The sequence below is a fragment of the Bacteroides sp. An51A genome (genome assembly GCF_002161565.1).
Taxonomy (GTDB): domain Bacteria; phylum Bacteroidota; class Bacteroidia; order Bacteroidales; family Bacteroidaceae; genus Phocaeicola; species Phocaeicola intestinalis.
Genome location: NZ_NFIC01000003.1, coordinates 135,703 through 161,600, shown reverse-complemented (window position 1 = coordinate 161,600; position 25,898 = coordinate 135,703). Strand labels below are relative to the sequence as shown.

Sequence of the window (25,898 nt, the reverse complement as noted above, 5' to 3'; positions counted from 1 at the left end):
ATGGAACGTGGAATAATTACAATCAGCGAAAACGGTGCGGTCACTATTCCGACCGTTCCCGTTTGGATGACGCAGCAGGAGATGTCCGATGCGTTCAATGTGTTCGGCTGTGACATACGTCGGGCAATCCGTGCCATTTACAAGAATATGGAGTTGTTGGAAAGCGACACCATACGCTATGTCAGGCAGGACAACGGGATAAGCTATGACGTGTACAGTCTTGAAATGGTGATTGCCGTTGCTTTCAAGCTGCGGACTAAGGAAAGCATGGCTTTCAGGCGGTTTGTCATGGGCAGGCTGAATGCAAACGGCAGCAAACCAATCAACCTTTTCTTTTCGCTCTCCCCGTCACGTGGAAAGAGAGCGGGAAATTGAGCCGACCTCAAACGGCGTAAGAGATACCCTCAGACGGCGTATGAGACTGCCTCTAATGCCGTCCGAGGGTAACATTGTCTTTATCCTATCTGAATGCCTCCCGGTAATTGGCGGCAAGCATCCGCTCGATGTCCGATTCCTTGTAGAGAATCTTGCCGCCCAACTGGTAGTAGGATATTATTCCGTTGTTGCGGTAGTCCTGCAAAGTGCGGCGGCTCACTTTCAACCGTGCCGACACCTCCCTGTCCGTCAGGAAGCGTTCACCGCCCAAAGTAGGACGGTTGTTCGCCACGAAGTTCTCGATGCCGTCCAGCAGACGGTCAAGCGTGTCGCCGAATCGGGCGACCAGCGCATGGTTCTTGGTAATCATTTCGCTCATAGCTACATTGGATTTAGTGGTACAATCAAAATCAAACGGCTCTGTCCTCCCGGTTGCGTTCTACGGGTTTGACAATCCGCATCACATCCTCCGGCTTGTAAAACACCTTGTGGTTGATTTGCGAATAGGCCAACGTGCCGTTGTCGCGCAGCGTCTGCAAGGTTCGCGGACTGATGTTAAGCTGTCGGCAGACTTCTTGGTTGTCCATCCACCTGTTCATAGACCTGCCGCCCTGCTTGGCGAGGATGGCATCCATCCGTTCCGTGAAACGGCTGAACTTCGCCGCCATTTCCTCGAACGCCTCTTTCTGAATAATCAAAACTTCCATTGTCGATACTGTTTTTAATGTTGATACTCGGTTTTGCCTGCAAAGTAAAGGGGTATCGCGCGTCAAACAATGGGTTGGCAGTTTCGTGGAAGCATTTGGCAGCGATTGGCGTTGATGTCCCGCCCTGTGCGAAAAGCGATTTATTATTCCCTTCTGCATCAAAACCACTACAAACAACTTCCGGTTGTCTAATCATGGCCGTCAGTCTTATGGTGTAGTCAAGCACCGGATTTCGCCGGATTTCATAGCGTTGTTATAGAAATGAAATAACAAGCCGCTATTTTTGCTATGAAATCCTTAAACCATTCGGATGATGATAGAAAGAGACTTGCGCCAGACCGCTTACAATGACTGCAAAAAAGCCCAACGGTGGGAGATGGTTCTTATCATCGCGCTACTGTCGGGTATGGGGCTGGTTTTCGGATTCGCAATGGCTCCGGTTTCTCCTTACTTAGGCTGCGGGATAGGACTTCTCTTCATCGTGCTGATTGGCTGCTTTGTCCGTGCCTTTCGGAAAAGGCATAAAAAGGAACTCGGAATAATCAGCCAAGGCATCTTGACGGAAGCCGAAGTGGTGGAGCTGAGGGAGGAGAAGGAGGATCCCGACGATGACCGGTTGAGAACAATGGCGGTCTGTGAATTCTCTTTGCCCGGAGGGCGGAAACACCGCATCAAGACGCCCGCAACCGACACGATGGCCGGGGTCTTGGGAGCCATACGGGTGGGCGCCAAGTTTCCCGTTTTTGTGGACGGGAATCATCCAGACGATTTCTATCCGGTGAAGCCAAAGGTCACGGAGCAAACCTTTCAAGACATGGACAGTTCCGCCGTTCAGGACATGGACAGCCTTATCATGGAGCAATACCTCTCAAAACAAGGGAAAAACTTGGACAAGCTGGGGAGCAAGGAGCTTTATCGGGCGTATAAAGAATCCGGGCGCGTATTGAAGGCCATCGCGGCCGTCTTCATCATCGCGGTTTTTGGGGGCATAGGATTCTTTGTGTATGACAACTGGCGGGATACGCGCCACGACCCCATTGACCTTCCCTTCGGCACGTTCATCTCCCTCATAGGCACTGCGGAAGTCTACCAGTATTTCCCCGAAACCAACGAGTGGAGCTACTATGGGGATGATTTTGGCGTGAGGCGGACAAAGCGTTGGCGTTTTGACAGCAAATGCCGTGAGCCGCTCGAAATTGGCTACACATCCTTGGAATTCGGACACCAAGATGCAAGCTGTCGGCCGGTATTACTCATCCCCGAAAGCTATCGCGACCGATTGGACGAGTTTATCAAAGACAAGGATGATACCGACAAAACGCTTCTATGACTATTCACTTTTAAACATATTCATTATGCATTACGACAGAGAAAAGGCATTGGCCAAAGGCAAGCGGAGAGAGAAGACTTTCATCCACGTATTTTGCGGCGCATTCATTTCAGTGGGTGTCATCCTGCTCATCGCAGGCATCGGCGTCAGTGTCAGCGACCATTCCTTTCGGCAAAAGGCCGAGCCGGTGGAGGCCGTCATCCTGGCCATGCGCGGGGTGAGCCACGAATCGCTGGGCACGCCCGTCGTGGAATATTCGGTGGACGGCAAAACGTATACGTCCACGCTCAGCGTAGCCACGTCTTCCATGCATCCGGGCAATCGGATTACCGTTTATTACCAGAAGGGCAATCCGCAGGAAGTGCGTTACTTGGATTCAAGCAACTGGCTGGTATTGATTTTCGCGTTTGTTGGCTTTGTGTTCGTGGGGTCGGGGGCGGCTGTGTGGATGGTGAAGCGCAGGCATGAGCGGAAAGTCCGCCGCCTGTTGGCCACCGGGAAAGTGGTGGAAGCGGAAATCACCGAAATCAGCGAGGACACGGGCAAATCGATGAACAGGCGCCACCCCATCGTGCTCAGATGCCGCTACACCGCGCCTGACGGGCGGGTACACTTCTTCCACAGCGGTTCCTTCTGGTATGACAGCTACGAAATAAACCCGAAAAAGAAGGTACGCGTGTATGTGGACCGCAACGACCCGACGAATTATTACGTGGATGTGAGCAGCGCTGTGGAATGATGCTGTTCCATCAAATCACTTCGGCACAAAAACACTCTATTGGTAAGGGCCTTGTTGAAACCACAGCCTTTTCTTGCCATTGTAACCCCGTTGTCAGTAAGCTGGCGGCAGAACTACTCGGTATCGGGCGCACTACTCTGTACAGCAGAATGAAATTGTTTGGCATAGACAGCAAGGAACAGAATAAAAATACCGCAGGTTAAGACAGGTTGCCCGATTTCGGAGAGGCAACCCGGCGGCAAAGTTTTCGGGAGTAACCCGAAACATACCTTGCTGCTACCACTTTTCGGCAGTAACCGAAAAGCCTTCGGGTAACTCGAAGGACACCTTGCTGATTTCTCGTGAAATCAATAATCCGTCAGCAAACGGATTTGAACAAGTGTTGTAATTTCGGCTTTCAAAGCATCGTTTCCCGATGCCCAAACTGCCCAAAAGAAGAAAGGGAATGAGGGCAGTGTGCAAGCCTGCACTTTATTGAGATTACAGGGAACAAAGCCGGATTTTCATCCTTCTGAGAAACAGACAATAGTGCCAATTCGGATGTCAATATGTGCCAATCACAGCCAAAACAGACATTAGACCAATAAGGAAATGCTATTTTGAGCAAATACATCCTCGCTTGTTTACAAATTCAGCAAACCAATGGTTTGCTAAAACAATGAAGAACAGAACCCGACAACCAAGAAAGTAATTCAATGCAGATAGGAAGCAACATGGTTTCAATGATATGCTGGTTTGCTGTCGTGTTGTTGTGCTGGTTTACAACAGCGAAACTTCAAATAAAGGTATCAGCAATGGATTGTGGCTTTAGAGAGGTGGAGTTTGAATGATATAAATCGGTGGTACAATACATCCGTCTATCAACGTAGTAATGAAGCAACAAAGGAATGGTGCAATAAACAAAAGCGTATAGGCATGGCATACACACACTGGCCTGCAAGCATGCCCGCGCTCCAACCTGCCTGCCGTCCTGCTTGCCTGCCGACCGGTCTGCCGGCGTGCCTGCCTGCCGGCACACAGACAGGCAAACCTACCAACAGGCTATTCGCAAATGGGCAGGCTCAAATATAATGTGGAAACGGTATGGAATTAAAAGCAGGACAGTGCGACTGATTTTCATCAGCAAGATGTGCAACAAATGTACAATAATGATAAGATGTTTGATTTTCTCTATTTTTCAGAGGAATAGCTTTGGTTATAAGGAAGAAAAACATTATTTTTGCAAATGAGAAAAGCGTTCTTTTGATTGATGCAGAACATTGCAGAATAGAGAAGCCCGCTGGTTTCCAAATCGTTACCTGTCAAGCTGACAATCTTTGTAAGTCCCTTGTTTTCAATGAGTAAGACAAAGTAATATGTCTTGCGCAATGGAAGCTGATGTCCTTATTCACGCCGCATTCCCGTATAATCTTCTTCAACGGCTTGCAGATTGACCAATAGTTCAGATTGGGGAATACGAAGTCGTTTTCTTGGAACGGTCGGTAACGCTCGATTATCTGCAAGGGGATGTCCAGCAGCTTTACTTGGAAAGGTACGCCCGTCTTGTGACGCTTGGAGATAATCCACTTCTCGCCGTTCACCTCCACGATTCGGTCGTTGGTCAGTTCCTTGATGTCCACGAAAGAAAGGGCGGTGAAACTCGCAAACACGAACAGGTCACGGATATATGCCAGTTTCGGATCTGAGAACTCGTGCGTCATCACCACCTTCAACTCATCCTCCGTCAGAAACTCACGCTCCTTGACATTCGGGCTGATGTGGAATTGCGCAAACGGGTTTCTCGGTATCAGTCCGTTGAAGTGCGCACGCATCACCACGCCTTTCAGCCACATGCACTTTTCCCATATCGTGCCGTTGCGTAATCCCGCTTCCGTGGCGAGATAGACCGCAAACTCCTTGATGAAGTCGGGAGTAAGTTCCAGCATCGACATATCGCTGCGCTTGTAGAATGACTTGATGAATGCCGCCACATAGTTCCTTGCCACTACCCTTGACTGATAGGTCGCCAATTTCCTGTCCTTGCCGACACGCTTCTTGAACACCTCGTTCTCACGGTCGAAGGCTTTGAGCAGCGTTTCATACTCGCCGCCTATGCCTTGATAGGCGTTGCGCACCATTTCTGCCGTCACAAACGCCTCACGGTCGGATATGCGCTGGTAGTGCTTGATGATTTGCGCCTTGATATTGTCAAGCGCAAGGTTCGTTTCCCTTGCCTCTAAACTCTTGCCCTTGGCACGGTTGCCCTTTGCGTCCCAAAGCTCCTTTGCGATGCTCCGTTTGCAACTGAACTGCGCCACCGTTCCGTTGATTGTAACCCGTCCCATGATGGGGACAATTCCATTCTTCTCCTTGCTGCCGTTCGCATAGAACAGCACGCGAAATGTGCTCCTTGTCATACTCGTTCTTTTTTGGTTGCAAAACTATAAATCAACGAGTTAAACCCTGACAAGCAAATCTACGCAGAACGGCGCAAACGGGACAGAGAGTGTTAAATCTGCATTTCTGACGGGTAACGATTAGGAAACCGTTCTCTTTCTCCAATCCGCTTTGAAACGCTATTCAGCCCTCTATCCAACTTCCGCGATTTTCTCCTAACTACTTAATTTACAGATTACATTGCGTTAATCTGCCGAATTTTGGAGGTTTTTCCATAGATTTTCTGTAAGTTTGCCTGCAAAACCATAAAAGACATTTACATTCATGCAACGTTACGATTACTTGATAGTTGGCGCCGGATTATTCGGCTCCGTATTTGCCTACAAAGCTACACAAGAAGGAAAGAAATGCCTGGTCATCGACCGCCGACCGCATTTGGGAGGAAACTTATATTGTGAAAACACTGAAGGAATCAATGTACACAAATATGGAGCACATATCTTTCACACCTCGAACAAGCGGGTCTGGGATTTTGTCAACTCCATCGTAGAGTTCAACCGTTATACCAATTCGCCCGTGGCAAACTATAAAGGTAAACTTTATAACCTGCCTTTCAACATGAACACGTTTTACCAGATGTGGGGAGTGACAACACCTGCCGAAGCTCAGGAAAAACTGGAAGAACAACGGGCAGAGGCGGTAGCACGGATGAAAGAACAAGGCATAAGCGAACCGCGCAACCTGGAAGAACAGGCACAACTGCTGATAGGAAAAGACATTTACGAAACACTTATCAAAGGCTATACCGAAAAACAATGGGGACGGAAATGCACCGACCTGCCAGCATTCATCATCAAACGCCTACCGGTGCGCATGGTTTTCGACAACAACTATTTCAACGACAAATACCAAGGCATTCCCATCGGCGGATACAACGTGCTGATAGAACGGCTGCTGAAAGGAACTGACACCCGCCTGGACTGCGATTTCTTCGCCCACAGGCAAGAACTGGAAGCACTGGCAGACAAGATTGTATTTACCGGTGCCATCGATGAGTATTACGGATATAGATTCGGCAAACTGGAATACCGCACGGTGCGGTTTGAGACGGAAACGTTGGACACGCCGAATTACCAGGGCAATGCGGTGGTGAACTACACCGAACGGGAAGTGCCCTACACACGCGTCATCGAGCACAAGCATTTCGAAATGTTCGGTGCGGAAGTGTACCAATGTCCTAAGACCGTCGTGTCACGCGAATACAGTTCGGAATGGACCGAGGGAAGCGAACCTTATTATCCGGTGAATGACGAGAAGAACAATGCACTCTACTTGAAATACAAAGAGCTGGCAGACAAGGAAACCAACGTTATCTTCGGCGGACGGCTGGCAGAATATAAATATTACGACATGCATCACATCGTAGAAAAAGCCCTGCTTTTATAAAGAGCCAGTCGTTTCTATACACGGTACAGAATACCTCGAATCAGAAACGCACCATCATTTCCACCACCAGCTTATCCTGTTCCGACTCCAAGGCAAGCGAACGGCCGGCATAAAAATACTTTTCGTAATTTATAGTCAATCAGAAATGAATTGCGAAAAAATCATTTGTCATGCTGAGTGCCTATTTCCTGCGGAAAACCCATTCGATTATGACAAATTGTAAATTCGTCATTGGTAACGAAGTGAAGCATCTCGGATGCGCCCACGTGGATGTACACGAGATCCTTCACGTTCGTTCCCTTAGATGACAATACATCAAGAATTTTTCGCAAACCAATTTTGTTTTACTATAATCCTCTATAATCGAAGCTTTTCTTGGAAAACGTGTTCCAATGTATAGAATTGGTATTGCTCAAAAGATATAAATTGTATGTATCCTTCAGCATATACAGGAGTTGCAATTTCTCTACAGGAATCCTGCCCAACATTCCATTCCAGACCGAATCGACTTCCTCACCCAAAAGAATCACGCCTTGAATGAATTTGAGTAAAGAGGAGAGTTTTCTTCCTCTTTACTCTTTTTATAGCATGATATTTTATACCTTTGTAAACAAAACTAAGATAGAAAGTATGGACAAACCCATGAACCGAATAAAAGAAGTGCTCGAAGAACGTGGTATCAAACAGACATGGCTGGCAGAGAAACTCGGTAAGAGCTTCTGCATGGTTAACTCATACGTTTGCAACAGGCGGCAGCCAAGTCTGGAGGTACTGTTTCAGATAGCAGAGATTCTGAATGTGGATGTAAAGGATTTAATAAACGACAAGAAATGATGAAAAGATGAGTTTAAAATGATATGTTTTTCCAAAGAGCCATTCTTCGTGGTTTCAAAGAGCCAAAATGGCACTTTGAAAAACAGCATTAGTAACTCTGCTAATATACATATACATAGGAATAGGAACATGAACAAGCAATACCAAATAGATGAGCAAAGCCTCTTGAAAGCCCAACGTTTGTTTGAGTCGGGTGATATAGACAAAATAGAGGTTGGCACCACAAAAGGTCTGTGTGCCATACACAAGTATCTTTTTGACGGACTTTATGACTTTGCCGGAAAGATACGCAACCTGAACATAGCCAAAGGCGGATTCCGCTTTGCTAATTGCCTGTACTTGGAAGCGATACTTCCGGTTATCGAAAAAATGCCTGAAAGCACCTTTGAGGAAATCATCGCCAAATACGTGGAAATGAACATCGCCCATTCGTTCATGGACGGGAACGGTCGTGCCACCCGGATATGGCTCGACATGATATTAAAAAAGAATCTGGGCAAAGTGGTTGACTGGCAAACCGTGGATAAAGACCTTTATCTGCAAGCTATGGAGCGAAGTCCAATCAACGATTTGGAACTTCGCGTATTGCTCCAACCTGCACTGACCGACAAGGTCAATGACCGCGAAGTTATCTTTAAAGGAATTGAGCAATCGTATTATTACGAAGGGTATATCAGAAACGACAATCAATCAGACTAAGATAGATATAGGTAATGATAGAAGTAAACCAAATAATAAAGAATCTCATTCCTACAGAGCCTGTAACAGTAATTAAAATACAGACTTTGGGGAATATGTATTCCATAAAATACACGGGAATTAATTCCCATAAAAGCAGTACGAAAGTCGTAACCCAAGAACAATTCGATGGGCTTGAAATACTCACCTCTGAAGGAGAATTTAATTTCCAAGGCAATCCGGATAAGTTCGTTATTTGTGCAGAAGCCGAACGTATCCATTCTGCTTACCAATTTGATCCATTGTTTGCTATCAATTGCAGTATTGTGGATCCTCTCCCCCATCAGGTAGAGGCTGTTTACAAGTATCTTTTGCCACAGCCTAAGATTCGTTTCCTGCTGGCTGATGATACTGGTGCAGGAAAAACCATCATGACCGGACTCCTTCTTAAAGAGCTTTTAATGCGTGGTATTGTTGAACGTATCTTGATTGTTACTCCAGGTGGCTTGACCAAACAATGGCAAGAGGACGAGATGGGCGTGAAATTCAATATACCGTTTACGTTAGTCAACCGCAGTATATTTACTGCCGACCCAACGGTTTTCCGTACCACGGATAAAGTTGTCACTTCTATCGACTTTATAAGCCGCGATGACATCATGTCTGTATTAAGTAACACCAGTTGGGATATGGTAATCATTGACGAGGCTCACAAGTTATCAGCATATGAATATGGTCAAAAAACATATAAATCCAAAAGGTATGAGGCTGCATATACGCTTTCAAAACAGTGCGAACATCTACTTTTACTCACTGCCACACCTCACCGAGGTCGTACAGATACGTTTAAAAAATTACTACAATTACTTGATGAAGACATTTTTGCTTCTGACGATATTGCAGCCGACCGAGTAAAAGAACTCAGTAAAGACGGTTTGAATAAATTCTTCATCCGCCGTTTGAAGGAAGACATGAAAGACTGGGACGGAAAGCCGCTCTACAAAAAACGGTTTACCAAAACCATATCATACCAACTGACTCCTGAAGAGAAATATCTCTATGATGAAGTGACAGGCTATCTGACCCAAAGGAAAGAAGAAGCCACCGAAGAAAAGAATGTACATGTAACTCTTGCCCTAACCGTGATGCAACGCCGTTTGGTCAGTTCGATATTTGCCATTAAAAACACGCTTTTCAAACGTTGGAATGCATTGCAAGGCATAGTAGATGAGGTGAGGCAAAATCCCAATATTTGGAAACAAAGGCAAAGACTGGAAACCATCGATGTGGACAACATCGACCAATATGACGACTTGGAAGATGACGAAAAAGATGCCTTGGACAACATTCTCTCTGACCCGAAAAAGTTCAAGCTTTTTACTACCTCAAAAAGCCTTGACGAAATAGCCAACGAAGCCAAGGAGGTGAAACGTTTGTACGACATTGCCAACAAACTTTACACACAGAACCAAGAAGAAAAGAAGTATATCCAACTGAAAGAGCTTCTGAAGAGTGAGGGTGTCATTGATGGGCAAAAATTGGTGATATTTACTGAACACAAAGATACATTGCTCTATTTACAAGAACGACTTACCAACAACGGCTACAAGGTTGCTGTTATCCATGGTGGTATGTCCGTTGATGAGCGTAGAGAAGCGCAATGGATATTCATGGCTCCCGAAACGCAGATACTCATTGCCACAGATGCAGCCGGTGAAGGCATCAACCTGCAATTTTGCCGGCTGTTGATTAATTGGGACATACCATGGAACCCCAACCGCTTGGAGCAACGCATGGGACGAATTCACCGCTATGGACAAAAACAAGACGTCCTTGTTTTTAATATGGTGGCAAACAATACACGGGAAGGACAAGTGCTTGCCAAATTACTCCGGAAACTCGATGTCATACGTGAAAGCATGGGCGATGACCGTGTTTACGACGTGATACAAGACGTATTGAGAGATGTCAGGCTGGAAGACATCATTTCCTCTGTATTTGATGGTAAACAGTCTAGCCTGAATCATTTTCTGGATCAGGATAACCGGCAGATAGAAAATGAGTTTAAAGAACAGATAGAGCAACAGCAAAAAGCCATTGCACATAGTGCTGTTGACTATAAAGACGCTCGCCTGCTCAAAGAAGATTCTGATGAGAAACGCCTGCAACCCATCTATATCCAATTGTTCTTCGAGCGTGCTTTCAAGTTTCTGGGTGGTCAGTACGAACCTGTTCAAAACGGTATTTATAAAATTACTGCGATACCTCCTGTGCTTTCGCAAAAGTTGAAAGAGAATTACAACATCTTGCCCGACAACTTAAATAAACTGTTGTTCTGCTTTGACAAGCAGATTTTCCTGGATTACCAGAATACGGCAGCTATCTTGGGCAAAGTACACTACATCAATCCGGGTAATGCATTGTTTGATGCCTTGGTTGACTGCATCTGTACATTATTTAAAGAAGATATGTTGAAAGGAACTATTCTGGTGTCCCCCGAAGATACGCAAGAATACTTTGCCTTCTTTGTCAGGAACCAGATTACGGACAACCGTCCTTGTAAGGAGCACGAAAGCATCGCCAACGAGAGACTGAGTTTCATCTATCAAATACCCGATGGAACTTTCCATAATACATCGCCAGCCAAGTTCCTTGACTTGCATGCACCTAGCCAATTTGCCAAACAGGTCATGCCACCGGGAAATATGGTCAGTGGTGAAGTGACGGAATGGGCTTTCGAGCATATCACCTTGCCATTATTTGACGAGACACGGGAAAAAGTGGAAGAAGATGCCACCAAAAGGACGGAATATCTGCGTACAGCTTTCAGCCAAATCATCATGGATCTGGATGTGGCCATCAACGAAATGCAAATGAAAGCTTTTATGGGCGACATGAAGATACAGGAAAAACTGCTTTATAAAACCCAACGCAAGGAAGAGCTGATGAAAAAACGCGAAGTGCGCATCCTCGAAATGAAACAAATGACCGAGGTGTCGCCCAATGAACCAGAAATCATCGGCTGTGCCTATGTAGTTCCTCTCACCCAGATGGAATATGAACATCATTTCAACATGCAGCGCGACAACGATGTGGAAGCCATTGCCATGCGGGTGTCTATGGATTACGAAAGCAGCCAAGGCCGGAAACCGGAGGACGTGTCCGCTCAAAATCTGGGGTATGACATCAAAAGTATCGATAAATTTGAGATGAAACGCTACATAGAAGTAAAGGGACGTAGCCAAACCGATGGTGTCATGTTGTCTGAAAACGAGTGGAACCGTTTGGCTCAGTTGGGCAATAAGGCATGGCTTTACATTGTGGTGAATTGCAAGACTTCTCCCATGTTATATCGGATTCAAAACCCTGCCGGATGCCTCTCGTTCGAGAAATTGAGCAAAGGCGTACAATACTATCTACCGTTGAAGGAATGGCAAAATAAATGTGAATCAGAAAAATAAAACAAAGATATTATATGTATATTACAGAAGAACTGCGAAAAGAACTGGATTTTTTCAGAAGATCCAACGAAAACTTTGAAATAGAGGCTGGGAAATCCACTTGTAAGGTAGAAGCGGCAAGCGATGACGTGCTCTACATGGCTATGTCTGCCTCTTTGGTCATGGACTGCTATGAAGAAGGCTTCTTCGAGAACTTCTTCATTACAGATAAGAAAATTTCAGGAAAAGACGATATGCTTATTGATGCATACGCTTTAATTGAAACAGACAATTCAAATATAAAGCAGCTGCACATCTTCCAATACAAGCTCTACGATAATGACAGGCATGGTGCTTCACCTGTAGAATTGCTCCAATTCTCTACCTTTGTAAACAATAGCTTTGTACATCCTGAATGGCAAGACAAAGCAAGCAACAATGAGGTGGTAAAAGAAATCAAAAGCAAGTGTGATGAGTTTTTGGGAAAACGCCGGGGACGCTCCATCACCACCTTTGCACATTACATCAACAATGCCAAAGGTATATATAATGATAATGCCAAAGATATTGAAGGAATCATTGGGCGTTTTGAAAGAGACCGGCAATTACTCGGGTTCTCAGTTCAGGTTTACGGGTTAAAAGATATCATGGATTTAGCAAAAGACGGGAAGATTCAAATAGGTAGTGAATCTTTAGAGATGGTCAACGATGAAATGTATTCTTACCGGTTGGAAGACAATTCCAAACGTGAGAGCTTGGGACTGCCCAAGAAGGTGATTATTGGTATGTGCAACGTCAATGAATTTATCCGCTTGCAAAACAAGTACCACCATAACCAATTATATTCTGAAAATATCCGCCTTTACTTAGGGGATAGGGGGAACGTGAATAAAGACATTATCCGGACCATCACAAGTGCTGAAAGCCTGTGGTTCCCGTACATGAACAATGGCATCAGCATCATTTGTGACGAGCTCACGTTAGGAAGCGTTAATGAAAAGAAACATATCCGTCCGCTTTTGCTAAAAAACATGCAAATCATCAACGGATGCCAGACTGTCAATGCTTTGTACAGTGCCAAATATGGAGAAGATACCCGGGACAACTTCCGGGCAGCCAACGTCATGGTACGCATTTATGAAATAGATGCGGCACAAACAGACTTCAAGATGAACATTATTAAGGCAACCAATAACCAAAATGCGGTAAAGAGCTTTTCGCTCGTAGCCAATGATCCCATTCAGGTGGCTATTTCCGAGGTCTTGAAACGGTTTAATATCGTTTATGACCGGAAAGGCGAAGGGAAAGAGGCAGGCAAAGACCAATTAATTATCAGCATGGTCAATGTGGCTTTGGCCTATCGCGCGGTCTATTTGCGTATGGCGCGTTCACTGCGCTCCGGACTGGGCAAATCGCGTGTGTTCCAGAAAAAGGAATATGAACAGATTTTCAAGCCTGAACTATTGGATGAAGGACAAGAAACGGCATTCCATGAACTGTGCTTCAAACTAATTGTCGCCAACCAAATCTTGGAAAGCATCCGGAAGCTCATTCAGGAAAATGATGCGAACTATACGGCACAATTGCCCATATTCCGGAAAAGCGCCTACTACCTGGCAGGATATTTCTATGCTTGGGAAAAGGAAGTATTTGATGATATCACCCATCGGATGCAAGATGCTTATGAGCAAGGGAACGACCTGCGTCTGCGAGGTGAAAACTTTCCGCAGAAAGTAGAAGTGGCTGTCCGTCAACACTTCGATGAAGGCATTGACAACTTCATCCGGTTCTATAACACCCTACAAGGTATTGACAAAACTGATATAGACAATTTGCTGAAAAGTACGGCTTTTGACAAGGCTTATCAGCAAGAAATTACAAAATTAGCAGGCGAAACAGCCATTAACGAAACGGAAGAATAATTATGACGAAAGCAAAGAAACTCATAGAAGTAGCTCTGCCGATTAAAGAAATATCGGCAGAAAGTGTGCGTGACAAATCCATCCGCCACGGACATATATCCACCCTGCATCTATGGTGGGCTCGGCGCCCCTTACCAGTGTGCCGCGCAGTGGTCTTCGCCAGTTTAGTTCCCGACCCGTTAGACGAGAACTGCCCTACGGCATTTCGTGAAGCTGTGGAAGCATGGCTGCTGTCCGATCCACTCTATGCACCTTATCCGGACATACCTTACACATCGGTCTATGACCCGATGTCCGACACGCTGCGCAACCGCCTGCTGATGTTCATCGGCAAGTTCTCGCCGGAATGTCAGAAAAATATGCTAGCGGGAAAAAGCACACCCGCTAAGGACCAGATTCAAGAGAAATGCCTCATCAAGTGGGAAAGCCGTAACGATGAAGCGGTAATGAATCTAGCACGCAAACTGATATGGGTAGCATACAATGCCGAACTACACCCCGAATGTTCATTAGCGGAACTGACTGCCGATTTCGACCGAACTTATCGTGCTATCAAGGAAGCGGAAGAAGCACTGCATAATCTACCCGACCGCCACTTGTCCACTCATGAAGTGGAAGCCAAAGAAGCAGCCCTGCAAATAGCCATTGAAAACTTCCAATGCCGGATGCCCAGCGTGTTCGACCCCTTTACCGGTGGTGGAGCCATACCCTTGGAAGCAGCACGCTTGGGCTGCCGTTCGTTTGGCAACGACATCAACCCTGTGGCGCACATCATTGAGAAAGGCTCGATAGAGTTTCCGCAACGATACGGGAAGCCTATCACCTATACGCATGACGCGTTCATGTCACTCTATGGAGAAGAAGGTGTAAAGCTCTGTGAGGAGAAATTTGGAGGGATGCCTGCTGCAAATGTGAAAATACCCAACCGCTTAGCTTTCGATGTGGAGTATTATGCCAAGAAACTCCTGAAGATGACGGAAGCCGAAGTGGGTCATCTTTATCCTGCAGATGAAAAGGGGAACAAACCCATAGCCTACTATTGGGCACGTACCGCCCGCTGTTCCAATCCTTCCTGTCGAGCAGAAGTGCCTCTGTTGAAACAGTTCTATTTGGCAAACACCAAAGCAAAGAAGATGTATCTCCATCCTATTATCAATGGAACGGATATCCAGTTTGAAATCAAAGAGGGCACGTATGACGAGAAGAAGCTGCCAGGATGGAACCATCGTGGCAATCTGACTTGTCCTTGCTGCGGAAGTGTGACAACAGTAGAACAAGTGAAACAACAGTTTAAGGAGAAAAATACTTCTGAACGACTCTTGGCAATTATCTCTGAAAGCAATAATGGTAAAGAATATCATATCGCAAACTCTGTCAATATAGATGAGATCAAATTTAATTCAGAAACAGAGCGTCCATCTGAACCTATGTCTGTCACCTATACCCAAGCTCTGCCATGCTGTACGTGGGGAATTACCAAGTGGGGAGATTTATTTTCCTCCCGCCAACTCCACACCCTCCTTACCTTCGTCAAGAATCTCAAAGCCTTAAAAACTGGGCTTGGTCAATCTGCATACAGTACTGCTATTTTCACCTATTTGGCTCTTTGGTTTGATAGAATAGCCGTAGCAAATACATCTTTAGGAAGATGGCATACAAGCGGAGAAAAATTGGAACACCCCTTCAGCCGTCAAGCCATTGCCATGGTTTTCGATTATCCCGAGTCCAATCCTTTCTGCAACAGCTCGGGCAGCGCATTCAATCAGTTAGAATGGGTTACACGATATATAGAGTCAGAAAGCGGTAGTCCTTTTTCAGCAACTTTTGCCAACGCATCCAGTGGCGAGAAAAACCAGTTTGCCCACAAGGCTTTGACTGCAGTTGTAACAGACCCTCCCTATTATGATGCCATCGCGTATGCTGACATTTCTGACTTTTTCTATGTTTGGATGAAGAGGACATTGGCTGAGATTTATCCTATCAATTTCGCCACGCCTCAAACACCCAAAGCAGAAGAATGTACGGCATTGAAGCATCATCACCACAATAGCGAAATAGAAGCCAAACAGCATTTTGAACGAAAACTAACGGCCATTTTTGATGCCATAGAATATCAAACTTCTGACATCGTGAGCATAATGTTTGCTCATCAAAGTACAGAGGCGTGGACTACGCTTTGCAATTCCATTCTTGACGCAAGAATGAACATCACAGGCAGTTGGCCCATGGATACGGAAATGGCAAATCGTAGTTTAGGGCTTGTAGGTGCCGCTCTTGAATCGTCTGTCACCGTCTCTTGCCGTCCATCCGAACGGCAAGGATTCGAAAGTTACAAACGGGTTAAACGAGGCATTGAAACCAAAGTAACAAACGAAGTCAACGAACTATACCAACTTGGTTTCCGCGGTGCCGACTTGCTGACCGCTTGTTTTGGCCAAGCCGTCAGTGAGTTTGGGAAATATGAAAACGTAGAGAAAGCCGACGGCAGCGAAGTAAAAGTTAGCGAATTACTGGAACTGGCACGGACTACAGCCCTGAACGCCTTGCTACATGGGTTTGACGGTGATGAATATAGCCGCTTCTACATTGCCTGGCTTCAAATGAACGGTATGGGCGAGATAGATTTCGATGATGCTGCCAAGTTTGCCCGCGTAGGCATCAGCGTGGACATCAAAGAAGTCTTTGACCGCAAACTCCTTATCCGTACCGGCAACAAACAACATCTGGCCACATACACCGAGCGTACCGATGGCGACAACAGATTGGGGACGAGCCCTGCCGACCCGTTGATAGACCAAGTACACCGTGCTCTGGCAATCTGGAAAACGGGCAACCGGGAAAAGATGCTCCGCCACATTGCGACGGTGGGCAGCGATGCCAACAACAACTTCTGGCGCGTACTGGTTTCGCTCAAAGAGTTGCTGCCTGATGGCGATGATCGTACACAAGTAGTAGAACTCATCGCCAACTCGGTCGACTTGATACAACACTGCCATAATAAAGTAGAATATCAGCAAGGAACATTATTTTGAACTAAAAAGTAAAACAATTTAAGAATATGAATGACAAGATACATAAAGCACTCGGAATTTTCCTCGATGCCATACGCCCTTTCATAATCAGTTTCCTGCAACAGAGGTTTCCCAATGAACCATGGGAAGGTCGTTACTTCTCTATCTTGAAACCTAAAAGGCAAGAAACATGGAATCAAGGTTTGCGCTCACAAGGCGAAAATGCGTCGTGCGCCGTATTGATTGATTATAACAACCTGACCGATTTCGCCATCGCTTACAAGCGCGAATTGGGCTTAGAGTTCGGCAGTTCGGATCGAACCAACAGTTTTATCAGCTACCTGCAAGAACTGAAGAACATCCGAAACAAATGCAGCCATTTCACCCCATTGGACGAAGACGAAGTGGAAGGAGCATATCTCTACATGAAACAGGCCGCCAAGCTAATGAAAATGGATGAATTGGTGGAAGAAATAAACAAGGTGAAAGTCCAGACCATCGCACCGATTGTCGCACCAACCACTGCGCCAGCAACTCCTGTCACCACACAAGTTCCGATGAGTGAAGACACCCCCATTCCGGCTTGGTTCACCAATGTTTATCCGCATTACGATATACGCAACGGATCATTGGACGAATCCGTCTTTGCCGCCAACCTTAGTGAAGTAGCTTTGGGCGTGGGGCCTGAGGTATATAGCAATCCGACCTCGTTCTTCGAGAAAACCTATATCACCACCGGACTGCGTGACATTGCCAACCGGGTAATACGTGCGCTGAATGGCGAAGAGAGTGAGAACCGGGTCATTTCGCTACAAACCGGATTCGGCGGTGGTAAAACACATACACTGATTTCACTCTACCATATCGCCAAGGCGGGAAAGTCATTATTTGACTCTGCCTATACCACTCATATCCTGCAAGATGGTGTCACGCCCACATTTGACAAAGCCAAAGTAGCCGTATTTACCAACAATACCAACGATGTAGAGCAAGGCAGAATAACCGATGAAGGAATCACTATATACACCTTATGGGGAGAACTCGCTTATCAGCTGGGCGGCATAGAAGCATACAACCAAATCAAAGCGAATGACGAGAAACGCATTGCGCCGACTTCTTCCATTTTTAAGCCCATTTTGTCTGCCAATCACCCTTCGCTGATATTGATAGACGAGCTGGCGGACTATTGCAACAAAGCCAATGGCTATGCGGTGGGCAATGGGACGCTGTACACACAGACTTTGAGTTTTATCCAGACACTGACCGAATCAGTAGCTGCCATTCCGCAATGCGTACTCATAGCCACCCTACCCGCCAGTGCCACCGAAGTAGCTTCGTCTGAGATTGGACAACAAATCCTATCTTCGTTAGAAAACCGGATAGTACGCGTAGGATCGGGCATCAAGCCGGTAGAAGACGAAGAAATCTTTGAAGTAGTCCGTCGCCGTCTTTTCGAAAACATCGGCGATACGACAGTGATAGAACAAGTCTTGACACGCTATAAAAACACCTATCATAACCGATACCGCGACTTGCCGCCAGAGGCCAACCGGACGGAATACATCAACAAAATGCGGAAGTCCTATCCTTTCCACCCGGAATTGATAGATATGTTCCGATTGAAATGGGGCAACGATTCCCGGTTCCAACGAACTCGTGGCGTATTACGCTTGCTTGCATCCATCGTGAAAGACCTTTGGGCACGTCGTGGCTCACTGACTGGTTCGCAGGCTTTGATACACACCTCCGATGTGAACCTATCTAACTTGCCCACGTTGACAGGAACCATCACCAGCCTAATGGGAAGCCAGTGGGAAACCGTGATGCACGCCGACATCATCGGAACATCAAGCAATGCTTACAAAATAGACAATGAAGATCCCAATAGTAACATTAGTAAGTACAAGCTGGCTGAAGGTATAGCCACCACCCTCTTGATGAGCAGCGTGGGTGGGGCTCAAAACAAGGGAATGAACATCGAGCAACTCAAACTATGCCTGCTCCGTCCGGTCGCTTTCCAACACAGTGAGATTAATAATGCCTTGAACAAATTGGAACAGGTAGCTTATTATCTTTATTCCACCAACATAGGCACACGCAGCTACTGGTTCCAAGCAAAGCCAAACGTCAATATATTGATTAACAGTACTAAGTCGGAGATTTCACTACCGGAGGTAAACACGGAAATCCTGAAAAGACTCAATTCCCAAACTAACAGCAACAGCCAGTTGAAGGTATTGATTAACCCATCCAATGACATCCCGGAGCAAAAGTCGTTGACTCTAATTATCTTAGAACCGGAATATGCCACGCAAAGCCATAACGTCAGCAAGAAAGTGCAAAACTACGTGGAACAAATAGCCACCCAAAAAGGCAATTCACCCCGCGTATTCCGCAATACCATATTCTACCTGACCTGTTCGGAAAATCAACTCGGATTACTTCAGTCAAAACTGATTGAATATCTGGCTTGCGAACGTGTGCTAACCGAATATAAAGGACAATTGGACACTGACCAGCGACAAGATGTCACCAATAAGAGAAATGTTGCCACTGCAGAAGCCGACCAGCAGCTTATATCCGTGTACAACATTGCCATGCGTTATTCTGCAACAGACGGGCTTGAAACCATAGAAATCCGTGAGTTTGCAAAGAATATACAAAGTCAGCTTACAGAGAAACTTTTGGAGCTCATTAAAGAAGAAGAATGGTTAATCGGAAGCATCGGCATAGGGACATTGAAATCAAATGGTTTATATCCGACTATTGATAATCCCGTCAACGTCACAGCGTTATACGAAGCATTCCTGCAATATGACGATAAACCGATGATTAGCGGACCAGATGCTGTTGTCAGTTCCATTCAGAAATACTGCTCTAATGGAGAGTTCAACGTGGCTTTTGGTGAGAAAGGCAACTATTCACGTATCTACCATAAAGAAAATATATGGGGACTGAACGTCAGCGATAACCAATTCTGGCTTGTTGATAAATCGGTTATGCTGGAGGAACCTTCGACTCCTACACCTCAACCAGCAAACAACAGCGGAGAAGATAACGGTAACGGACAAACGAAAAATGATAACGACCCGAATGTTCCCAGTATGCCATCTGTTCGCCATTTCAAATCCATTCGAATATCCGGGAAAATTCCTTGGGACCAATGGACACAACTCTTTACCAGCTTTGTCGTCCCACTCAGTCAAAACAATTTGGATATTGAGGTATCATTCAAAGCGAAAAGCACAGGTACAAAGCCCTTGGATGAATCGGCACAAATATATAAGGTAGTCAAAGAGTCTGCCCAACAATTAGGGCTTAAGCTGGAAGAGGAGGAGTAACAATGGATTCTTCAAATCAATCCAAAGGCTACATTCTCCTTTATCAGGCCGAGGACGGACAGACAAAAGCATAGAAAGAATATATTCGAATCAGGAGAATTAAAGCCGGATATGAAAGTGTGTCAAAATAGATATTTGAGTATTAAATTGTCATGCTGAACGAATGTGAAGCATCTACTGACAGTAAGTGTGTGCAGGAGATCCTTCGCTACGCTTAGGATGAGATGATAAAATGATACTTCAAATATGTTTTGACACACTTTTCAAAATAAGTGAAGACACAATGAAAGAAATAGATAAAAAACTGATAGAAACCATCAGCCGATACACGGCTTCGGGGATTGAGCAACAGGTGGATTATGAAAAATTCTACCTCTATTCGCTTATCACGCACTCAACCGCCATTGAAGGCTCTACCGTAACAGAGGTGGAAAACCAATTGTTGTTCGATGAAGGTATTGCTGCCAAAGGCAGAAGCCTTGTTGAGCAGATGATGAATGTGGACCTTAAAAATGCTTATCTTTTCGGTTTTGAATGGGCAAAAACATCCAAATCCTATACGGTTGATTTTTTGTGCGAATTGGCTGCAAAGGTCATGCGACGCACTGGTTCGGAATACTCCACAATGGGCGGCAACTTTGATTCCTCAAAAGGTGAGCTGCGTCGGTGCAACGTAAGTGCAGGCATTGGAGGAAGAAGTTATATGGCATTTCAGAAAGTTCCACAAGCCACCGCTGATTTCTGCCAATGGTTAAACGATGCACTTGTTTCTGTAGATAGAAATGATATGGCGACCTGCTATCGTCTGAGCTTCGAAGCTCATTTTCGTTTGGTAACCATTCATCCGTGGGTGGATGGCAATGGGCGCACCACAAGGCTTCTGATGAACATCATACAAAGACAGTTAGGACTTATCCCTTCCATCGTAACGAAAGAAGCCAAAGGTGAATATATCCAGGCTTTGATTGATAGCCGTGAGCAAAAAGACAGTACGATTATTCAAGATGTCATGCTTGCCCAGCATATCACCAACCTTGAAAGCAGGATTTTACAGTATCAGCAAAGCATAAATGATACTGTAAACAGTGAAAGTGATACTGTAAATGATACTGCAACGCGACTCATTACCCTGATTAAGGCACATCCGGAATACACCTACGATGAATACGCCAAAGTACTGAACATTGGTCGGGCTACAGTGGCACGTCACATCAAAAAATTGAATGGAACGATAATCAAACGTATCGGATCGGACAAAGACGGGCATTGGAAATTTATAAAAGAACAATGATGACCAAGAAAATACTTTTCTTACATGGTTTCTTCGCTTCGGGCAGTTGTATACCTGCCCAAGCATTGCGGCAGGCATTTACGGGCGAGGCAGAAGTCCTCACGCCTGACCTACCCTTGCATCCGAAAGAGGCATTGGCATTTATTGAGAACATCTGTAAGCAAGAAAAGCCATGTGTGCTGATTGGCAACAGCAATGGAGCATTCTTAGCACAGATAGTGGCATCACGTTTGGGAATACCTGCCTTATTGGGCAATCCTTACTTAGAAATGACTCGCTTTCTCATTGAACGCATCGGAGCGCATGAATATAAATCGCTACGGGCAGATGGGCACCAGAAACTCGTAATAGACCAACTGTTAATAGACGAATTTGCCGAAGTACAAGCTCACCAGTGGGACAATTCACACCCAAAACTCTCCGACCGCATTTGGGGATTGTTTGGGGAGAATGACCATCTGGCACATTTTGAACCGTTGTTCCTGCAACACTATACGCACGCCTATCATTTTCCCGGTGGGCACACACCTACGGCGGAAGAAGTACGGGAGTATTATGCGCCGTTGGCGGAGAAGCTTATGTGTCATAACACATCCCTCTAAAACACACAAAGAAGCCATTCTTTGCTTAAACTGGCAAAGAACGGCCCTCTGTTTTTACTCCATTGATTCCCGAATAATGCGCAAAGTTTCTTTCTTGTATTCCCTTCGGTTATACTCCTCTCCTCTGCACATCCAGCAGCTACAAGGAGTACCTGTAGACTGATAAACCTTTGCCCATTTTTCCTTTGCCAACTCGAACCAATGCGGATGATTATTCACACTTCCATCCTCATAAATAATAGGATGCTCGTAAGCGGCATAAAGAATCATACGAGCCTTAAACACACGCGCCATTTGTTGGCGTCTCCAAAGTTTGTTTCTTTTGTCCATCGTCTCTTTGTATTAAAGTTAGGATGAACAATGATTTTACTTTTATGAAACTTAATGTACCCATAGTTATTCCTTTTTATTATTCTTAATTCATTGACTTGAAGACTCAACTTCCTCAAAAGAGCTTCCTCACATCCATCGAAAGGAAATCCTTCGCACCAATACCACCATCACCTACAATAAACGCCGATTGCGGATTGAACAATTTGCGAAATTTATCCACCCCATCTGTCCGTTTCTCCGCATTGCTTTTCACCTCAATGGCCACCACCGAACCTTTCTTACGCAAAACGAAATCTACTTCATCATCCCGCTCACGCCAATAAAATACTTCAAAACGATGCACGAAAGCTTGACTTACCAGATAGGCACCGATACCCGATTCAAAGATTCATCCCCATGCCTTGCGGTTGAGAATGGCTTGTTCAAAAGTTAACGGGCTATACACCATCTTCAACGCATTGTTATATACCTGTAACTTAGGGATGCTGGCACATCGCCTTGCCATATCCACGCTGAACTTCTAGAGTCCGCAAAGCAATCCGCTTTCATCCAACAGATTGATATAACCCACTAATGTTACTGTGTTCCCGGCATCTTGAAGCGAACCCAACATTTTGTTCAATGAAAGCAATTCCCCTAAATAAGCCGCCACCAGCTCGAAGGTCTGGCGAAGTAAGGCAGGCTTGCTAATCGGCGTATCCATCAGAATGTCCTTATTGATGGTAGCTTCGATGATAGCCAACTGGATGTATTGGCTGAAGCGGTCTTCGTCGTCTATCAAAGTAGCCGCACCGGGATAGCCTCCATAAAACATATATTGGTCGAGTGAAAAGCCTAAACACTCCTTCATTTCCTGATAACTCTAATGGCTCATGCGTATTTCCTCGAATCGCCCTGCCAATGACTCAGACAATCCTTTTTCCAATAACACACGGCTGCTTCCTAAAAGCAAAACCTTGATGTTACGGTCATGAAATGTATCATCGTCCCACTCTTTTTTCACCACCTCGCTCCAGTCGGCAATCTTCTGTATTTCATCAATCACAAGGATTACGCTCTCCCATCCCCGGCTTTCCTTCAAGCTGCGCACAGCCGCCCAACAATCAGAAATCCAAGCACTGTTCGTAGCCGGAACATTGTCGGCAGAAAAGAATTGGTAAGGCATATCCAAATCTTTAGTTCCTATGTTTGTAATGTGCTAGCAAAATAGCATAAAGCCAAGAGAATTATTAAATTTGTAAATGAAAGAAATAACTTAATAAAACCTATGACTTTATGCAGAAACAAAGTAACACATTAAATTTTAAAGGACAAAATATTTACGTAGGAATTGATGTGCATCTGAAGAGTTGGACAGTAGCATCTTTGTGAAAGTAATCAAGCATTCCTTGTCTAAATCTCTACAAATATTTCTTCCATAATCCCGCAATATTGCTATAATCCACCATTTCTGTTAAAATTCTGTTTCACTCAGAACCTGTTTTGAATTTGCCGCACGATAAATTCAAAACAGGTTCTAAAAGGTTGTTGTTATTTCTTCTTCTCTCAGTGCAGATAACTTCGTCTGGTGTAAGATTAATAATCTTCCGCTTGTAAGATTAATAATCTTGCAGCCTGAAGATTAATAATCTTACAGTGGATGGACCTGTATGCGGTGCGAAAACGAGGCGGATATTATTGACACTAAATTTTCAAAAAACACATTTTAATGCCGCTTAAAGTATAAGTTTCCGAGGCATTTTTGCTTTTGCGATATGACAAACCCTATAACCCGGTAACGAAAAAACAAGCAAAAGACTCTCCACTTTCCGAAAAAATAGTATCTTTGTCACAAGATCAAGGTATCTTTATTTTTCACAAAAAGCAAACTATAATCTATGGCATCGTCTATACTGATAGTGGAAGATGATTTGGTTTTTTCAACCATGATGAAAACATGGCTGACGAAAAAGGGATTCGAAGTAGACACGGCAAGTACCAATGCACGGGCACGGAAGCTGCTTGCCGAACACAAGTATGACCTGATTCTGTCCGACCTGAGACTACCCGACCAAGACGGCATCCACCTGCTGGCATGGCTGCGGAACCGGTCTTGCCATACCCCCCTCATCATCATGACCAGCTATGCGGAAATACAAAGTGCCGTAGAGGCCATGAAGCAAGGAGCAAGCGACTACATCGCCAAACCCGTACAACCCGACGAACTGCTGAAGAAAATAAAAGAAGCTGTCGAAAATGCGGAAGCGCCTGCCGCCCCGGGAAGTGAAAAAACGGCTCCACCTGTCACACAAAACTTCCTGGAAGGGGAAAGCGAAGCGGCACACCAACTGTTCAACTATGTACGCCTGGTAGCTCCCACGCAAATGTCGGTGCTGATAAACGGCGCAAGCGGAACGGGCAAAGAATACGTGGCACACCGCATCCACGAACTGAGCAAACGTAACGGCAAACCGTTTATCGCCATTGATTGCGGCTCAATCCCCAAAGACCTGGCAGCATCAGAGTTTTTCGGACACGTAAAAGGCTCATTTACAGGCGCACTGACCGACAAGGCGGGTGCTTTCGAAGAAGCAAACGGAGGCACACTCTTTCTGGACGAAATAGGAAACCTGAGCTACGAAGTACAAATACAGTTGCTGCGTGCCCTGCAAGAACGGCGCATCCGCCGCATCGGTTCGACCAAAGAAATCGAAGTGGACGTACGCCTTATCTGTGCCACCAACGAAAACCTGAAAGAGGGCATTGCCAAAGGGACTTTCCGCGAAGACCTGTACCACCGCATCAACGAGTTTACCCTACGCATGCCCGACCTGAAAGAACGCCGGGAAGACATCCTGCTCTTTGCCAATTTCTTCCTCGACCAGGCAAACCGCGAACTGGAACGCAACCTGACCGGTTTTGACGCGGCGGCAAGCGAAGCACTCCAACGCTATCCATGGCCAGGCAACCTGCGCCAGCTGAAAAACGTAGTAAAACGTGCCACACTGCTGGCACAAGGCAACTTCATCACTCCACTGGAACTGGGGGAAGACATACTGAATCCGCCGGCAGAAACCAACGACACACCATTCAGCCTGCACAATGGGGAACAGGAAAAACAGCGCATCCTGCACGCCCTGCAACGTACCGGAAACAACAAAAGCAAGGCGGCACAACTGCTGGGCATAGACCGGAAAACGTTATACAACAAAATGAAACTGTATAACATGATGAATAATGAATGAACTTGAAGCCCGCATATGTGTGGAATAATTCCACAATATTGTGACAGATTTCCACACATTCCCCACATCCCTCTTCAAGCCAAATCCGGGCACAAGGCTCATTATCAGCATCCTGGGAAAGTTCAACGGACCTGGCACGGCATTTGCCCTACATTGGGTGTAAGAGAGAATTGAAACAAGAAAAAATTAAAGGAAACTGGACTAAACAAAGGCTAAACTATTACCCAACCCCATAAATAAAACAAGTCA

17 protein-coding genes and 2 pseudogenes are annotated in these 25,898 nt (G+C 45.5%); 14 read left to right on the top strand and 5 right to left on the bottom strand.

The window, feature by feature from the left end; translation table 11 throughout:
* Nucleotides 1-375, top strand: coding sequence for a transporter (locus tag B5G04_RS06960; RefSeq protein ID WP_087396705.1), 375 nt, complete (start codon nucleotides 1-3; stop codon nucleotides 373-375).
* An 85-nt stretch (nucleotides 376-460) separates the two neighbouring features.
* Here B5G04_RS06960 and B5G04_RS06955 read toward each other — a convergent pair whose 3' ends face one another.
* Nucleotides 461-754, bottom strand: a complete 294-nt coding sequence (locus tag B5G04_RS06955) for a helix-turn-helix domain-containing protein (protein ID WP_087396479.1) — start codon at nucleotides 752-754, stop codon at nucleotides 461-463.
* A 31-nt stretch (nucleotides 755-785) separates the two neighbouring features.
* Nucleotides 786-1,082, bottom strand: a complete 297-nt coding sequence (locus tag B5G04_RS06950; protein WP_087396477.1) for a helix-turn-helix domain-containing protein — start codon at nucleotides 1,080-1,082, stop codon at nucleotides 786-788.
* Between the two features lie 310 nt (nucleotides 1,083-1,392).
* On the opposite strand from B5G04_RS06950, the gene B5G04_RS06945 reads away from it, so the two are divergent.
* The 3 genes from B5G04_RS06945 (at nucleotide 1,393) to B5G04_RS19740 (ending at nucleotide 4,222) form a co-directional block, all read left to right on the top strand.
* The gene (locus B5G04_RS06945) at nucleotides 1,393-2,412 is read left to right on the top strand and encodes a DUF3592 domain-containing protein (protein ID WP_143270439.1); all 1,020 of its coding nucleotides are present in this window, start codon (nucleotides 1,393-1,395) and stop codon (nucleotides 2,410-2,412) included.
* Nucleotides 2,413-2,437: 25 nt separating this feature from the next.
* On the top strand, nucleotides 2,438-3,151 hold the full coding sequence (locus B5G04_RS06940; protein ID WP_158100069.1) for a DUF3592 domain-containing protein: 714 nt from the start codon (nucleotides 2,438-2,440) through the stop codon (nucleotides 3,149-3,151).
* Nucleotides 3,152-4,066: 915 nt separating this feature from the next.
* Nucleotides 4,067-4,222: a hypothetical protein gene (locus tag B5G04_RS19740; RefSeq protein ID WP_158100068.1), complete on the top strand. Its 156-nt coding sequence runs from the start codon at nucleotides 4,067-4,069 to the stop codon at nucleotides 4,220-4,222.
* A 284-nt stretch (nucleotides 4,223-4,506) separates the two neighbouring features.
* Here B5G04_RS19740 and B5G04_RS06930 read toward each other — a convergent pair.
* Nucleotides 4,507-5,547, bottom strand: a pseudogene (locus B5G04_RS06930) (phage integrase SAM-like domain-containing protein); the annotation flags it as partial.
* A 304-nt stretch (nucleotides 5,548-5,851) separates the two neighbouring features.
* Between B5G04_RS06930 and glf the strand changes: the two are divergent.
* From glf to B5G04_RS06880, 9 genes are all read left to right on the top strand, one after another.
* The gene (gene glf / locus B5G04_RS06925) at nucleotides 5,852-6,973 is read left to right on the top strand and encodes a UDP-galactopyranose mutase (protein ID WP_022041053.1); all 1,122 of its coding nucleotides are present in this window, start codon (nucleotides 5,852-5,854) and stop codon (nucleotides 6,971-6,973) included.
* Between the two features lie 630 nt (nucleotides 6,974-7,603).
* Entirely contained in the window at nucleotides 7,604-7,807 is a 204-nt protein-coding gene (locus B5G04_RS06915; protein ID WP_087396703.1) for a helix-turn-helix transcriptional regulator, read from the top strand.
* A 129-nt stretch (nucleotides 7,808-7,936) separates the two neighbouring features.
* A complete protein-coding gene (locus B5G04_RS06910; RefSeq protein ID WP_087396467.1) occupies nucleotides 7,937-8,506 on the top strand; it encodes a Fic/DOC family protein in 570 nt (189 codons plus the stop codon).
* A 95-nt stretch (nucleotides 8,507-8,601) separates the two neighbouring features.
* Nucleotides 8,602-11,946, top strand: a complete 3,345-nt coding sequence (locus B5G04_RS06905; protein WP_239414048.1) for a helicase-related protein — start codon at nucleotides 8,602-8,604, stop codon at nucleotides 11,944-11,946.
* Between the two features lie 14 nt (nucleotides 11,947-11,960).
* Nucleotides 11,961-13,847 carry an AIPR family protein gene (locus tag B5G04_RS06900; protein WP_087396463.1) on the top strand — a complete coding sequence of 629 codons (1,887 nt, stop codon included), beginning with the start codon at nucleotides 11,961-11,963 and terminating at the stop codon, nucleotides 13,845-13,847.
* A 2-nt stretch (nucleotides 13,848-13,849) separates the two neighbouring features.
* Nucleotides 13,850-16,879: a DUF1156 domain-containing protein gene (locus tag B5G04_RS06895; RefSeq protein ID WP_087396461.1), complete on the top strand. Its 3,030-nt coding sequence runs from the start codon at nucleotides 13,850-13,852 to the stop codon at nucleotides 16,877-16,879.
* Nucleotides 16,880-16,905: 26 nt separating this feature from the next.
* Nucleotides 16,906-20,199, top strand: a complete 3,294-nt coding sequence (locus B5G04_RS06890; RefSeq protein WP_087396459.1) for a DUF499 domain-containing protein — start codon at nucleotides 16,906-16,908, stop codon at nucleotides 20,197-20,199.
* Nucleotides 20,200-20,482: 283 nt separating this feature from the next.
* Nucleotides 20,483-21,490 (top strand): Fic family protein, encoded by a 1,008-nt coding sequence (locus tag B5G04_RS06885; RefSeq protein WP_087396457.1) that lies wholly within the window; start codon nucleotides 20,483-20,485, stop codon nucleotides 21,488-21,490.
* Nucleotides 21,487-22,092 (top strand): YqiA/YcfP family alpha/beta fold hydrolase, encoded by a 606-nt coding sequence (locus tag B5G04_RS06880; RefSeq protein ID WP_239414047.1) that lies wholly within the window; start codon nucleotides 21,487-21,489, stop codon nucleotides 22,090-22,092. Before B5G04_RS06885 ends, B5G04_RS06880 begins: the two co-directional genes overlap by 4 nt.
* A gap of 54 nt (nucleotides 22,093-22,146) precedes the next feature.
* Here the strand turns inward: B5G04_RS06880 and B5G04_RS06875 are convergent, their stop codons facing one another.
* Nucleotides 22,147-22,422 (bottom strand): hypothetical protein, encoded by a 276-nt coding sequence (locus B5G04_RS06875; RefSeq protein ID WP_087396455.1) that lies wholly within the window; start codon nucleotides 22,420-22,422, stop codon nucleotides 22,147-22,149.
* Nucleotides 22,423-22,537: 115 nt separating this feature from the next.
* Nucleotides 22,538-23,590: pseudogene (locus B5G04_RS20715) on the bottom strand (DUF4143 domain-containing protein).
* Between the two features lie 712 nt (nucleotides 23,591-24,302).
* Here B5G04_RS20715 and B5G04_RS06865 point away from each other — a divergent pair.
* Entirely contained in the window at nucleotides 24,303-25,649 is a 1,347-nt protein-coding gene (locus B5G04_RS06865; RefSeq protein ID WP_087396452.1) for a sigma-54 dependent transcriptional regulator, read from the top strand.
* Nucleotides 25,650-25,898 lie beyond the last annotated feature (249 nt).